At 73.3% G+C, this 13,207-nt stretch carries 14 protein-coding genes; 5 read left to right on the top strand and 9 right to left on the bottom strand.

The window, feature by feature from the left end; genetic code table 11:
• Window positions 1-285: 285 nt before the first annotated feature.
• The 3 genes from SM577_RS01655 to nadA form a co-directional block, all read right to left on the bottom strand.
• On the bottom strand, window positions 286-885 hold the full coding sequence (locus tag SM577_RS01655) for a DUF3043 domain-containing protein (RefSeq protein ID WP_302921489.1): 600 nt from the start codon (window positions 883-885) through the stop codon (window positions 286-288).
• 73 nt (window positions 886-958) lie between these two features.
• The gene (gene murA / locus SM577_RS01650) at window positions 959-2,314 is read right to left on the bottom strand and encodes a UDP-N-acetylglucosamine 1-carboxyvinyltransferase (protein WP_088992669.1); all 1,356 of its coding nucleotides are present in this window, start codon (window positions 2,312-2,314) and stop codon (window positions 959-961) included.
• A gap of 196 nt (window positions 2,315-2,510) precedes the next feature.
• Complete coding sequence (gene nadA / locus SM577_RS01645) at window positions 2,511-3,722, bottom strand: quinolinate synthase NadA (RefSeq protein ID WP_302921490.1); 1,212 nt, start codon at window positions 3,720-3,722, stop codon at window positions 2,511-2,513.
• Between the two features lie 68 nt (window positions 3,723-3,790).
• Here nadA and SM577_RS01640 point away from each other — a divergent pair, with 68 nt between their 5' ends.
• The 3 genes from SM577_RS01640 to SM577_RS01630 all read left to right on the top strand — a co-directional run bounded on the left by SM577_RS01640 (window position 3,791) and on the right by SM577_RS01630 (window position 6,805).
• Window positions 3,791-4,930 (top strand): glycerate kinase family protein, encoded by a 1,140-nt coding sequence (locus SM577_RS01640; protein ID WP_474586108.1) that lies wholly within the window; start codon window positions 3,791-3,793, stop codon window positions 4,928-4,930.
• A 208-nt stretch (window positions 4,931-5,138) separates the two neighbouring features.
• On the top strand, window positions 5,139-5,507 hold the full coding sequence (gene erpA, locus SM577_RS01635; protein WP_088992670.1) for an iron-sulfur cluster insertion protein ErpA: 369 nt from the start codon (window positions 5,139-5,141) through the stop codon (window positions 5,505-5,507).
• 320 nt (window positions 5,508-5,827) lie between these two features.
• Window positions 5,828-6,805 (top strand): carbohydrate kinase family protein, encoded by a 978-nt coding sequence (locus SM577_RS01630; protein WP_302921493.1) that lies wholly within the window; start codon window positions 5,828-5,830, stop codon window positions 6,803-6,805.
• A 75-nt stretch (window positions 6,806-6,880) separates the two neighbouring features.
• On the opposite strand, the gene SM577_RS01625 is transcribed toward SM577_RS01630, so the two are convergent.
• Both SM577_RS01625 and SM577_RS01620 read right to left on the bottom strand, forming a co-directional pair.
• Window positions 6,881-7,114, bottom strand: coding sequence for a sulfurtransferase TusA family protein (locus SM577_RS01625; protein WP_302921494.1), 234 nt, complete (start codon window positions 7,112-7,114; stop codon window positions 6,881-6,883).
• Window positions 7,111-8,262 carry a cysteine desulfurase family protein gene (locus SM577_RS01620; RefSeq protein WP_474586107.1) on the bottom strand — a complete coding sequence of 384 codons (1,152 nt, stop codon included), beginning with the start codon at window positions 8,260-8,262 and terminating at the stop codon, window positions 7,111-7,113. Before SM577_RS01620 ends, SM577_RS01625 begins: the two co-directional genes overlap by 4 nt.
• Window positions 8,263-8,457: 195 nt before the next feature.
• Here SM577_RS01620 and ctaC point away from each other — a divergent pair, with 195 nt between their 5' ends.
• Together ctaC and SM577_RS01610 are read left to right on the top strand one after the other, a co-directional pair.
• Window positions 8,458-9,429, top strand: coding sequence for an aa3-type cytochrome oxidase subunit II (gene ctaC / locus SM577_RS01615; protein ID WP_302921496.1), 972 nt, complete (start codon window positions 8,458-8,460; stop codon window positions 9,427-9,429).
• A gap of 10 nt (window positions 9,430-9,439) precedes the next feature.
• Window positions 9,440-9,865, top strand: coding sequence for a cytochrome c oxidase subunit 4 (locus tag SM577_RS01610; protein ID WP_302921497.1), 426 nt, complete (start codon window positions 9,440-9,442; stop codon window positions 9,863-9,865).
• A 217-nt stretch (window positions 9,866-10,082) separates the two neighbouring features.
• Here SM577_RS01610 and SM577_RS01605 read toward each other — a convergent pair whose 3' ends face one another.
• From SM577_RS01605 to SM577_RS01590, 4 genes are all read right to left on the bottom strand, one after another.
• Entirely contained in the window at window positions 10,083-10,289 is a 207-nt protein-coding gene (locus SM577_RS01605; protein WP_302921498.1) for a hypothetical protein, read from the bottom strand.
• Window positions 10,290-10,531: 242 nt separating this feature from the next.
• Entirely contained in the window at window positions 10,532-11,578 is a 1,047-nt protein-coding gene (gene trpD / locus SM577_RS01600) for an anthranilate phosphoribosyltransferase (protein WP_474586106.1), read from the bottom strand.
• Between the two features lie 90 nt (window positions 11,579-11,668).
• Window positions 11,669-12,064, bottom strand: coding sequence for a helix-turn-helix domain-containing protein (locus SM577_RS01595; protein ID WP_302921500.1), 396 nt, complete (start codon window positions 12,062-12,064; stop codon window positions 11,669-11,671).
• Between the two features lie 106 nt (window positions 12,065-12,170).
• Window positions 12,171-13,115 (bottom strand): cytochrome c oxidase assembly protein, encoded by a 945-nt coding sequence (locus SM577_RS01590; protein ID WP_302921501.1) that lies wholly within the window; start codon window positions 13,113-13,115, stop codon window positions 12,171-12,173.
• Between the last annotated feature and the right edge of the window lie 92 nt (window positions 13,116-13,207).

Below are 13,207 nucleotides of genomic sequence, written 5' to 3'. Positions count from 1 at the left end.
GCCGCCGCGTCACCGGCAGTCCGCCCGCCCGCCCAACGTCGTGGTTCGTGGTCCCGTCGACGCTTCGGGTGCGCGGCCGAGGTTTGGGTGCGTCTGTTGTCGCCCCAGCGACGACAGACGCACCCGGTCCAGGCGGAGGAGGGGGCGGGTTGGCCGTGCCGTGCCGGTGCAGGCCGTGTCGCGCCGCAAACCGCAGGCCCCTGCCGGGGTCCCCAGCGCGGCGGCTGGCGGCGGGAACGAGAACGGCCCCTCACCGCGGTGGAGCAGGGGCCGGATCCGTCGGGGTCAGACCGGGTCGCCGAGGTTGACCCGGGGCTCCGGGGCACGCATCCGGCGGAACGTGATCGACCGCATGACCGCGTAGAGGTAGAGCGAGCCCATCCGCTGCCCGGTGTTCGGGAAGCGCTCGCGGACCAGCTTCCTGATCTTGCGGCAGATGAGGAAGGAGTCGATCACCACGCCGAGGGCCAGCGCGCCCCACAGGATGTTGGACACCAGCCGGATCACCGGCGGCATGGCCGCGTTCGAGCCGATCAGCACGATCAGCGCGCCGCCGAAGAACCAGGTGCCGACCGTACGCCGGGAGTCGACCACGTTGCGGGCCAGCTGCCGCTCGGGGCCGCGGTCACGCGGGCCGCCCTCGCGCCGGAACTCCGCCGCCGCCTCGGCACGCAGCTTGCGCCGGTGCTCCCGCTGCTCTTCCTTGGTCATCGGCTTGGTGGCCACGCCCGGCCGGCGGCCGGCGCTCGGCCGCTTCGGCGTCTCGCGCCCCTTGGCCGGGGTGTAACCCCGGGGACGGCTGGACGTGGCCTCGTCCTCGGGGGTCACCGGGGTGACCGCCTCGTCGACGAGGTCGGTGGACTTGCGGCGAAACAGCGACGGCACGCGGAAAGGGTAGCCAACCGACGGCGCCCGGTGCACATCGCGGTGCACCGGGCGCGGTCGTCAGTGAGGGAGGTTACGGACGCTCGACGTGCGCGCCCAGGTCGGCCAGCTTCGCCTCGAAGTCCTCGTAGCCCCGGTTGATCAGGTCGACGCCGTACACCCGGGAGGTGCCCTCGGCGGCCAGCGCCGCGATCAGGTGGCTGAAACCGGCCCGCAGGTCGGGGATGACCAGATCGGCGGCGTGCAGCTTGCTCGGCCCGGCGATCACCGCGGAGTGCTTGAAGTTGCGCCGGCCGAAGCGGCACGGGGTGCCGCCCAGGCAGTCCCGGTAGACCTGGATGTTGGCGCCCATCGAGTTCAGCGCCTCGGTGTAGCCGAGCCGCTGCTCGTAGACCGTCTCGTGGACGATGGACAGCCCGCGCGCCTGGGTCAGGGCCACGACCAGCGGCTGCTGCCAGTCGGTCATGAAACCGGGGTGCACGTCGGTCTCCAGGGCCACCGACTTCAGCTCGCCACCCGGGTGCCAGAACCGGATGCCGCCCTCCTGGCCCGGGTCGCCCAGCCGCGGCGGCCGGCTGTCGGTCACCTCGTACTCGCCGCCGACCGAGCGGAAGATGTTCAGGAAGGTCATCATGTCGGCCTGCTGCGCGCCGAGCACCTCCACGTGGCCACGGGTGGCCAGCGCGGCCGCGGCCCAGCTGGCCGCCTCGATCCGGTCGGGGATCGGCCGGTGGGTGTAGCCGTGCAGCTTCGGCACGCCCTGGATCTCGATCACCCGGTCGGTGTGCACCTTGATGATCGCGCCCATCTTCTGCAGGACGCAGATCAGGTCGATGATCTCCGGCTCCACCGCGGCGTTGCGCAGCTCGGTGACGCCCTCGGCCATCACGGCGGTGAGCAGCACCTGCTCGGTGGCGCCGACGCTCGGGTAGGGCAGTGCGAACTTCGTGCCGTGCAGTCCGTTCGGCGCGGACAGGTGCAGCCCCTCCGGGGTCTTGTCGACCGTGGCGCCGAACTCGCGCAGCGCCTGGAGGTGGAAGTCGATCGGCCGGGGGCCGATGTGGCAGCCGCCCAGGTCCGGGATGAAGGCGTGGCCGAGGCGGTGCAGCAGCGGCCCGCAGAACAGGATCGGGATCCGGCTGGAGCCCGCGTGCACGTTGATCTGGTCGGTGCTGGCGCTCTCCACGTTCGCCGGGTCGAAGACCAGCTCGCCGTCCTCGTCGCCGTCGGTCACCTTGACGCCGTGCAGGCCGAGCAGGCCGCGGACGACCTCGACGTCACGGATCTTCGGCACGTCGAACAGGCGGCTCGGACTGTCGCCCAGTAGTGCGGCGACCATCGCCTTGGAAACCAGGTTCTTCGCGCCGCGCACGCGGATCCGCCCTTCCAGCGGAGTGCCTCCGTGTACGACCAGGACGTCGTCGGTCAACGCAACCTCCAGCGGTCGGTCGGTGCTGTTGATGGTGGGGCTCACGATGTCATCGCTACCCGGAACGCGGACGGGTCGAAACGAGCCGCGTGCGTTGTCGCCCCGGCAGCATAGCCCTCAGTGATGGAAATGGACCCGGTCACTTCGCCCCTGGGGGCATTTATCGGTGATCCGGCCCAATTCCGTAAAAGGGTCGCTACCGAGGGTGATCAGCGGGTGCCGGCGGCGGGGTGTCCGCACCGGGCAGGGCGAGCATCTGGTCCAGCGCCACCCGCGCGTGGTGCGCGGTGTCCGGGTCGACGGTGATCTGGTTGACCACCCGCCCGGCGACCAGCTCCTCCAGTGCCCAGACCAGGTGCGGCAGGTCGATCCGGTTCATCGTCGAGCAGTAGCAGACCGCCCGGTCGAGGAACATGATCTGCTTGTCCGGGTGGGCCAGCGCCAGCCGGCGCACCAGGTTCAGCTCGGTGCCGACCGCCCAGGCCGAGCCGGCCGGGGCCGCCTCGATGGTCTTGATGATGTACTCCGTCGAGCCGACGTGGTCGGCCGCGGTGACCACCTCGTGCCGGCACTCGGGGTGCACCAGCACGTTGACCCCGGGCACCCGCTCCCGGACGTCGTTGACGCTGTCGAGGGTGAACCGGCCGTGCACCGAGCAGTGCCCGCGCCACAGGATCATCTTGGCGTCCCGCAGCTGCTCCGGGGTGAGGCCGCCGTTCGGCTTGTGCGGGTCGTAGAGCACGCAGTCGTCCAGCGAGAAGCCCATCTCCAGCACCGCCGTGTTGCGGCCCAGGTGCTGGTCGGGCAGGAAGAGCACCTTCGAGCCCTGCTGGAAGGCCCAGTCCAGGGCGCGCCTGGCGTTGGACGAGGTGCAGACCACGCCGCCGTTGCGGCCGACGAAGCCCTTGATGTCCGCCGAGGAGTTCATGTACGTGACCGGGACGGTCTGCTCCGCGATGCCCAGGTCGGTCAGCACGTCCCAGGCCGTCTCGACCTGCGACAGCACCGCCATGTCGGCCATCGAGCAGCCGGCGGCCAGGTCCGGCAGGACCACCTTCTGCGCGTCCGAGGTGAGGATGTCGGCGCTCTCGGCCATGAAGTGCACGCCGCAGAAGACGATGTACTCCGCCTCCGGCCGGGCGGCCGCCTCGCGGGCCAGCTTGAACGAGTCGCCGGTCACGTCGGCGAACTGGATCACCTCGTCGCGCTGGTAGTGGTGGCCCAGCACGAACACCTTGCTGCCCAGCTTCGCCTTCGCCGCCGCCGCCCGGGCCACCAGGTCCGGGTCGCTGGGCGCCGGCAGGTCGCCCGGACACTCGACGCCACGCTCGGTGGCGGGGTCGCTGCCCCGGCCGAGCAGCAGCAGCGCCGTGGCGGTGTTGGAGGGTTCTACCCAGGTCGAAGTCACGCCCCCCATGGTCCCACAGCGTGGCCTCGGCGCGGCCTGCGCCGGTGTGGGCTGCCACACTGCTCGGCATGCGCGTGCTGCTCTGTCCGGACAAGTTCGCCGGCACGCTGCCGGCCCCCGAGGTCGCGGCCGCGGTGGCCGCCGGCTGGCGCGAGGTGGCCGGGGACGACGAGCTGCTGATCAGGCCGCTGGCCGACGGCGGTCCCGGCTTCCTCGACGTGCTCGCCGACGCGCTGGACGGGCGGCGGGTGCCGGTGCCGACCGTCGACCCGCTGGGCCGGCCGGCGGCCGGTGAGATCCTGCTCACCGACGGCGGGTCGACCGCCTGGCTGGAGAGCGCCCAGGCGTGCGGCCTGCACCTGCTCGCCGCCGACGAGCGGGACCCGAAGGCGACCACCTCGTACGGGCTCGGGCTGCTGGTGGCCGCCGCGGTGGAGGCCGGCGCCCGCACGGTGATCATCGGGCTGGGCGGTTCCGGCACCAACGACGCCGGCGCGGGGATGCTCACCGCGCTCGGCGTCACGCCGCTGGACGAGGCCGGCCTCGCCCTGCCGTACGGGGGTGCCGCGCTGGCCGCCACGGCCCGCCTCGACGGCGCGCCCCGGCTGCGCGACGCCCGGCTGGTCGCCGCCACCGACGTGGACAACCCGCTGCTCGGGCTGCACGGGGCCAGCAACGTGTTCGGCCCGCAGAAGGGCGCCGACCGGGCCGACGTGCTGCTGCTCGACGCCGCGCTGGAGCGCTTCGCCGCCGTGCTGGAGCGGGACCTGCCCGGCGGCCCGCCGCGGCTCGGCACGCTGCCCGGCGGCGGGGCGGCCGGCGGGCTCGGCGCGGCGATCCTCGCTCTGGGCGGCCGGTGCGAGTCGGGCATCGGCCTGGTCACCCGGGCCACCGGCCTGGACGTCGCGCTGGACGGGGTGGACCTGGTGATCACCGGGGAGGGCTCGTTCGACCACCAGTCGCTGCGCGGCAAGGTGGTCGCCGGGGTGGCCGGCGCGGCCCGGGACCGCGGCCTGCCGTGCGTGGTGCTCGCCGGTCAGGTCAGCACCGGCCGGCGGGAGGCCGCCGCGGCCGGGGTGACCGACGCGTACAGCCTGGTGGAGCACTTCGGCGGCGAGGAGCGCGGCGGCCTGGCCGCGGCGCTGAGCCGGCCCGCGGAGGGGCTGCGCGAGCTCGGCGCCCGGCTGGCCCGGCAGTGGAGCCGGTGACCGGGTGGCGGGAGCCGGTGACCGGATGCCACCGGAGTCGGTGACCGGGGTGTGACCGGCGCCGCGCGGGGAAGCCCCGAGGTCACGCCGCGGGGTGCCCCGGCCCGCAGCGGCCTACAATCGAAAACTGGACCACAGTGGGAATCGCTGACCGGCGGGTGACGTTGGTCGGGACGACCACACCGAACGCGCGCAGGGAGAATTCCACGTGACCACGCCAGCGCAGACCGAGTCGACCGAGGCCAAGGCCCCTACTTCCGTCGTCCTCACCGACGTCGCGGCGCAGAAGGTCAAGGCCCTGATCGAACAGGAGGGCCGCGACGACCTGCGGCTCCGGGTCGCGGTGCAGCCGGGCGGCTGCTCCGGCCTGCGGTACCAGCTCTTCTTCGACGAGCGCTCCCTCGACGGTGACATCGTCACCGACTACGACGGTGTCGAGGTCGTCGTCGACCGGATGAGCGCCCCCTACCTGGCCGGCGCCACCATCGACTTCGCCGACCGGATCGACGCCCAGGGCTTCACCATCGACAACCCCAACGCGGGCAGCTCCTGCGCCTGCGGCGACTCGTTCAGCTGAGTCGACACCGATCACCGACGGCGGGGCCGTCCCGGCAGGGACGGCCCCGCCGCCGTCCGCGGCCCGTTTTCCCCGGCCGCGCAGCCGCGTCCGGGTCGCGCCGTCCCGGGCCGCCGCCGTGTCCGGCCCGGCGGCCGTCGGGCGGGCGGTGACCGTTCAACCGTGCGCCCCGCCGCCCGGCCACCCGCCCGCGCCGGTACGCCTGCTGGCGGCGGCGTGGCCGTTCACCTGGCCGTCGGCGATGTGCAACCGTGCGGTCGCCCGGTCTTGCGGCGGCCGGTAGGCTGACCCGCGCCCTGCTCCCGACCCTGAGGGTTGACATGAAGATCGCGGTGACCGGCTCGATCGCCACCGACCACCTGATGAGCTTCCCCGGCCGCTTCGCCGACCAGCTCATCGCCGACCAGCTGCACAAGGTGTCCCTCTCCTTCCTGGTGGACGACCTGGTGCTGCGCCGGGGCGGGGTGGCCGCCAACATCGCCTTCGGCATGGGTCAGCTCGGCCTGCGCCCGGTGCTGCTCGGCGCGGTCGGGGCGGACTTCGCCGACTACCGCTCGTGGCTCGAGCGGCACAACGTCGACTGCGAGTCGGTGCACATCAGCGAGGTGGCGCACACCGCCCGCTTCGTCTGCACCACCGACACCGACATGTGCCAGATCGCCTCCTTCTACGCCGGGGCGATGAGCGAGGCGCGCAACATCGAACTGGCCCCGGTCGCCGACCGGCTCGGCGGGCTCGACCTGGTGCTGGTCAGCGCCAACGACCCGGAGGCGATGCTGCGGCACTCGGCCGAGTGCCGGGAGCGCGGCTTCGCGTTCGCCGCCGACCCGTCCCAGCAGCTGGCCCGGATGCCGGGCGAGGACGTCATCGCGCTGATCGACGGCGCCGACTACCTGATGACCAACGACTACGAGAAGTCGCTGCTGCAGAGCAAGGCCGGCCTGAGCGACGAGCAGCTGCTCGACCTGGTCAAGATCCGGGTCACCACGCTGGGCAAGCACGGCGTGGAGATCGCCGGCCGCGGCATCGACCCGATCCACGTGCCGATCGCCCGGGAGACCCAGGCGGTCGACCCGACCGGCGTCGGCGACGGCTTCCGCGCCGGCTTCTTCACCGCGCTCTCCTGGGGGCTCGGCCTGGAGCGGGCCGCCCAGGTGGGCTCCCTGCTGGCCACCCTGGTGCTGGAGACCGTCGGCACCCAGGAGTACCAGGTCCGGCGCGACCTGTTCGTCAAGCGCCTCGCCGAGTCGTACGGCGACGTCGCCGCCGACGAGGTGCGGCCGCACCTGCTGCCCTGACCGGGCCGCTGTCGTCGACCACGCGGTCGTGGCGGGCGTCCGACGCCCGCCGCGACCGTGTGCTGCTTCCCGGGGTCAGTGCTGGCGGCGGACGTCGTAGGCGGGGCCGTCCTCGCCGGTGACCTTGCCGAGGAACTCCTGTCCCCGCATCCGGCACCAGGCGGGGATGTCCACCGCCGCCGCCGGGTCGTCGGCCAGCACCCGGACCACGGTGCCCACCGGCAGCTCGGGCAGCCGCCGGGCGACCGCGATCACCGGCAGCGGGCAGCGCTGCCCGCGACAGTCCAGTACCTCCCGCGGCGCGGTCACAGCCCCACCACCCCCGCCTCGGTTCGCAGGTCGGCGACGATCCCGGGCAGCTCGGCGAGGAACCGCTCCACGTCCGCCTCGGTCGTCTCCCGGTGCAGCGAGATCCGCACGTTGCCGTGCGAGAGCACGCCCATCGCCTCCAGCACGTGCGACGGGCGTAGCGTCGACGAGGTGCACGACGAGCCGGACGAGACGGCGAAGCCGCGCCGGTCCAGCGCGTGCAGCAGCGCCTCGCCGTCGACGTACAGGCAGGAGAAGGTGACCAGGTGGGGGAGCCGGTGATCGGGATCACCCACCACCTCCACGTCCGGCACCTCCGCCGCCACCCGGGCCCGGATCCGGTCCACCAGCGGCGCCAGCCGGGCCGCCTCGGCCGCCGCGTCGGCCGCCGCCGCGCGCAGGCTGGCCGCCGCCGCCACCACCGCCGGCAGGTTCAGCGCGCCCGGCGTACGGCCGGACTCCCGCTCGTCGGCCGGCCAGGGGGACTCCCAGCGGGTGCCCTTGCGCACCACCAGCAGCCCCACCCCGGCCGGGCCACCCCACTTGTGCGCGCTGGCGGTCAGCACCGACCAGCCGGCCGGCACCGGTACCCGGCCCACCGCCTGCGCCGCGTCGACGTAGAGCGGCACCCCCGCCGCCGCGCAGGCGACGGCCGCCTCTTCGACCGGCTGGACGGTGCCCACCTCGTGGCTGGCGGCGATCAGCGCGGCCAGCGCGACCCCCGGGGCGCGGACCGCCGTCTCCCAGGCGGCGACGTCCAGCCGGCCGAGCCGGTCCACCGGCACCCCGAGCGCGGTGCCGCCGGCGGCGGTGTGCCGCTCGGCCGCGTGCAGCACGGCGGAGTGCTCGATCTCCGAGTGCACCAGGATCGGGCCGACCCGGCGCCGCCCGGCCAGGCCGCCGAGGACTGCCGCGTGCGCGGCGGTCGTACCGCTGCCGGTGAAGGAGAGCTCGTCGGGGCGTACGCCCAGGGTCTCGGCGGTCGCGGCCCGCGCCGCGTCGAGGAGCTGGCGGGCCCGGCGGGCCTGCGCGTAGAGCTTGCCCGGGTCGGCCCAGCCGTCGTCGAGCGCGGCCAGCAGCGCCTGCCGGGCGACCGGGTGCAGCGGTGCGGCGGTCGCCGCGTCCAGGTAGACCGGGGATGCGCTCACGGCTGTCCACGCTATCGCGCCGCTACGCCCAAGATCCCCCCGATGGGGGCGGAGAGTGACCCCAACACGGTCCAGCCCGTCATGGTCGAGTAATCTGCGACCGTCGGTGACGCCTTTGCCGCCGGTGCTGTCGCTCCGCCCGATGGGGCGGCAGAAGAGAACAGACACCGCGGCGCGCTAGGGAGGCAGGACCAGGTGGTCGCAAGGAGTTCGGAGGTACGGCCGACGGCCGTACGGCACAGCGCTTCCCCAGGAGCCGGTGGGCGCCGGCGGCGTGGTGCTGGTCGGGTCGCCGGGCTCGGTCTCGGCGGGGCGGCGCTGCTGGTCCTGCTCACGGGCTGCGACGTCGGCGCGGCGTTCGACGGCTTCGGCTGGCCGCAGGGTGGCATCTCGCCGGAGTCCCACCGGATGTACGACCTGTGGATCGCCTCGTGCATCGCGGCGCTCGCGGTCGGCGTCTTCGTGTGGGGCCTGATCTTCTGGTGCGTCGTCCGCTACCGCAAGCGGGGCAACGAGCTGCCGGTGCAGACCCGCTACAACATGCCGATGGAGTTCCTCTACACCATCGCGCCGATCCTGATCGTCTCCGTGCTCTTCTACTACACGGCGATCGTGCAGACCGACGTGGTGAAGACGACCAAGAACCCCGACGTCACCGTCGAGGTGGTCGCCTTCAAGTGGAACTGGCAGTTCAACTACCGCGACGGCCAGGGCCCGGAGGCCAACACCGTCGCCTCGACGCTGGGCACCAGCGAGGTCATCCCGATCCTGGTGCTGCCGACCGACCGGTCCATCCGGTTCGAGGAGACCAGCCGCGACGTCATCCACTCGTTCTGGGTGCCGGAGATGCTCTTCAAGCGGGACGTCATGCCGGGCAAGATCCGCAACGTGTTCGAGGTCTCCAGCCTGGACACCGAGGGCGCCTACGTGGGTCGCTGCGCCGAGCTCTGCGGCAGCTACCACGCGTTCATGAACTTCGAGCTGCGGGTCGTGTCGCCGGAGAAGTACGAGCAGTTCCTCGCGGCCAAGCAGGACGGCAAGTCGACGCAGGAGGCGCTGACGGCCATCGGCGAGGAGCCGTACGCCACGACCACCCGGCCGTTCGAGACGCGGCGCACCGAGGCCAACTTCAACCCGGACAACGCTCCGGCAACCGCGGGAAGCTGAGGGAGCGGGCATGAAGACCGAGTGGCGTATCTTCCTGATCATCGCCGGGTTCCTGCTCTTCGCGACCGTCCTGTACGGCGCCTGGACGGCCGGTGAGTCCGGCGGCGTCGAGTGGGTGGGCACCACTGCCCTGCTGCTGTCGTTCCTGCTCTGCGCGATGTGCGGCGGCTTCTTCTGGTTCGTCTCCCGCCGCATCGACCTGCGCCCGGAGGACCGGCCGGACGCCGAGATCGCCGACGGCGCGGGCGAGGTCGGCTTCTTCAGCCCGGGCAGCTACTGGCCGTTCGGCATCGCGCTGTCCGCCTCGATCGCCGGCCTCGGCCTGGTGTTCTGGCAGTTCTGGCTGCTGGGCGTCGGTCTGGTGGCGGTCGTCTTCGCTGCCTGCGGCCTGCTCTTCGAGTACTACACCGGTACCCGGCGCACCGCCGAGCACTGACCCGGCTCCGCCGGACGATCCTGACGAAGCCCGCCACCCTCCGGGGTGGCGGGCTTCGCGCCGTCCGGGGTGATCTCGCCGGCCGACTCGTCGGCCCGGGTCATGGCCCGCTTGATCCACTCCACATCGCCGATATCGGGGGGGGTCGTGGCGACCCGGATACCGCGATATCGCCGAAACCGAGTGGATCAAGGAGCGGCGGCCGGGCGCCGTGTCGTCAGGCGGCGCGGCGGTGGAGCGGGCGCGGACGGTGCCGGTCGGCCAGGCGGGCGGCGCGGAACGCGAAGGTGGCGATCAGCACGGCGGAGCCGCAGCGGGTGCAGATCAGCTCGGGGCAGTCGGCACCGTGGTCGTCGACGCAGGGCGGCGCCTCGAACAGCTGGACGCCCGCGCAGGTGTCGCAGTGGAGTTCGCGATCCGGCATGGGGGACGCCTCCTCTCCCTCCGGGCTCCCGACGGGCACCGCGGCGCGCGCCGGGAACGGAAAACTACTCGGCTGTAGTTTGGCACGTGGGTCCGACATGTCCCCCGTCACCCGCCGGCCGAGCGGTCTGGCCTGGGCGTCGGGGGCTCGGGGTGCGGCATGTCGTGCCGACCCGGCGCGGGGTCGCCGCGACATGCCGCGACCGGCGGGGCCGGTACGCCGGCACCGAGCGGGCGGGATGGTCAGAGGGAGCGGGCGGTGGCGATCCAGCGGTCGAGGACGGCGGCGGCCGCGCCGGAGTCGATGGACTCGGCCGCCCGCGCCATCCCGGCGCGCAGCGCCTCGATCAGGTCGCCGTCGAGCGGCCCCTGGGTGGCCAGCGCGGCCGCCGAGTTGACCAGTACGGCGTCGCGGACCGGGCCGGTCTCGCCGGCGAGCAGGCGCCGGGCCACCTCGGCGTTGTAGGCGGCGTCCCCGCCCCGCAGGTCGGCGAGGGTGGACCGGGGTACCCCGAGGTCGACCGCGTCGAGCACGGCCTCTCGTACGGTGCCGTCCTGGGCCACCCAGACCCGGGTCGGCGCGGCGGTGGTGAACTCGTCCAGGCCGTCCTCGCCGCGCATGACCAGCACCGAGTCGCCCCGGGCGGCGAAGACGCCGGCCATCACCGGGGCCATCCGCAGGTCGAAGCAGCCCACCGCGCCGCCCCGGGGCCGGGCCGGGTTGGTGAGCGGGCCGAGGAAGTTGAAGGCGGTGGGCACGCCCAGCTCGCGCCGGACCGGGCCGGCGTGCCGCATGCCGGGGTGGAACCGGGCGGCGAAGCAGAACCCGATGCCGGCCTCGGTGACGCACCGGGCCACGCCCTCGGGGCCGAGGTCGAGCGGGACGCCGAGGAACTCCAGCAGGTCGGCGGTGCCGCAGGACGAGGAGGCGGCCCGGTTGCCGTGCTTGACCACCCGTACGCCCGCGCCGGCCACCACCAGCGCGGTCATCGTGGAGATGTTGACCGTGTGGGCGAGGTCACCGCCGGTGCCCACCACGTCGAGCGCGGTGGCCCGCAGCTCGTCGGGCAGCTCGACCTGGACCGCCCGGCCGAGCATCGCCTCGACCAGCCCGGCCAGCTCGGCCGAGGTCTCGCCCTTGGCCCGCAGGCCGACCGCGAAGCCGGCGATCTGGGCCGCGGAGGCGGCGCCGGACATGATCTCGCCCATCGCCCAGGCGGTGTCGGCGGTGGACAGCTCCTCGCCACGCAGCAGCGCGTTGAGCAGGTGCGGCCAGGTCCGATCGCCCATGGTGGGCCTCCCGAGCGAAGCGAGCGGGTGCGGGTGGACGGATCCGGCGCCGGTCGGCCCGACGCCGTGGCGGGGCCGGGTGCGGGCACGTCAGGCGGGGGCGTGCGTCCGCAGCAGCTCGGCCACCGTGGTGCCGGTGGTCACCGGGTCGAGCGGATGCACCAGGGTGGCGTCGACCTCGGCGTACGCGGCGAGCCATCGGTCGGCGGCGCGGGCGATGACCACGCAGGTCGGGGGAGCGTCCTCGCGGTCGTCCTTGATCTGCCGGGCGATGCCGAGGCCGCCACCCGGGCTGGCCTCGCCGTCGAGCAGGAGCAGGTGGATCTCGTAGTCGTCGACCAGTCGGACGCACTCGGCGTAGTTGCTGGCCTCGACGAACTCGACCTGGAGGCCGGGCGCCGGCCGGGTGCCCACGGCGAGCCGCATCTGGTCGCGGACCTGCGGGTCGTCGCTGTAGAGCAGGATGGTGCACGAACGATCGCTCATGGTTGGACTGGCTCCCACCTCGTAGCTGCCCGCTGATCGTACCGGTCGGTGTGAGGTGCGTGACGTCCCGCCCGAGGGTGCCCCCGGGGCGTACCGTCGGCGCAGCTCAGGCCGCGGACTCCGCGGCGCGCTGGCGGGCCTCCTGGCGGTCCAGCTCGCGGTCGATCCGGCGGGCTTCCCGCTCGGCCTGCTTCATCCACTGCACGACCAGCACGGCGAGCATGGTCACACTGACGAACTCGCCGCCGGCCCACAGGATGCCGCCGGCGAGCACCTGGTCGTCCCACGGGTCGGCCCAGCCGAGCCCGAGCGACGGGTACCAGTCGCCGCCGAAGAGCGTGCTGCTCTGCATGATGGTGAGCCCGAGCACGGTGTGGAACGGCACCGAGAGCAGCATCAGCAGCGCCCGCGCCGGGTACGGCCAGCGGCCGGGGAGCGGGTCGAGACCGAGCAGCGGCCAGAAGAACACGCAGCCGGTCAGGATGAAGTGCGCGTGCACCAGCTCGTGCGCCCAGGCGTGCTCCAGGGTGAACCGGTAGAGGTCGGTGAAGTAGAGCGCGAACGGGTTCACCACGAAGATCGCGAACGCCACCAGCGGGAAGCTGTAGACCCGCGCGATCCGGCTGTGCACGATCGCCAGCAGGCGCTTGCGCGGCCGCTGCGGCAGGGTGCGCAGCGCGAGCGTCATCGGGGCGCCCAGGGCGAGGAAGATCGGCGAGATCATCGACAGCACCATGTGCTGCACCATGTGCACCGACAGCAGCGCGGTGTCGTACGCGTGCAGGCCGCTGACCGTGACCAACGCGATGCCGCCCAGGCCGGGGCCGAGGAAGAAGACCGTCCGGGAGACCGGCCAGCGGTCGCCGCGCAGCCGCAGCCGGTGCACCCCGTAGAGGTAGATGCCGGCGGCCAGCACCAGGCCGACGGCGAGCCAGCTGTCCAGCCGGGTCTCGGTGAAGACCGAGGTCACGGTGAACGGCGGTGGGGTCGGCTCACCTCCCGCCGAGGCGGCGACCGAGGTGGCGGCGGAGATCCGATCGACGTGCAGCACGCTTTTCAGCCTAGGTCAGGCGAAGCGGACGACCCCTATCGGGCCACGGAGGCCACCGGTTTGGCCCCCCGCTGATCGCCGGCCCCGGTCAA

It is taken from the genome of Micromonospora desertarenae (genome assembly GCF_056150265.1).
The sequence above is the reverse complement of the archived record's forward strand: the minus strand, read 5'-3'. Positions and strand labels throughout refer to the sequence as shown.

Excerpts from the sequence above, each read along its gene's own strand:
- trpD (WP_474586106.1), bottom strand. The coding sequence starts at position 11,578 with ATGGGCGATCGGACCTGGCCGCACCTGCTCAACGCGCTGCTGCGTGGC.
- SM577_RS01610 (WP_302921497.1), top strand. The coding sequence starts at position 9,440 with ATGAAGACCGAGTGGCGTATCTTCCTGATCATCGCCGGGTTCCTGCTC.
- SM577_RS01640 (WP_474586108.1), top strand. The coding sequence starts at position 3,791 with ATGCGCGTGCTGCTCTGTCCGGACAAGTTCGCCGGCACGCTGCCGGCC.
- SM577_RS01605 (WP_302921498.1), bottom strand. The coding sequence starts at position 10,289 with ATGCCGGATCGCGAACTCCACTGCGACACCTGCGCGGGCGTCCAGCTG.
- SM577_RS01630 (WP_302921493.1), top strand. The coding sequence starts at position 5,828 with ATGAAGATCGCGGTGACCGGCTCGATCGCCACCGACCACCTGATGAGC.
- SM577_RS01595 (WP_302921500.1), bottom strand. The coding sequence starts at position 12,064 with ATGAGCGATCGTTCGTGCACCATCCTGCTCTACAGCGACGACCCGCAG.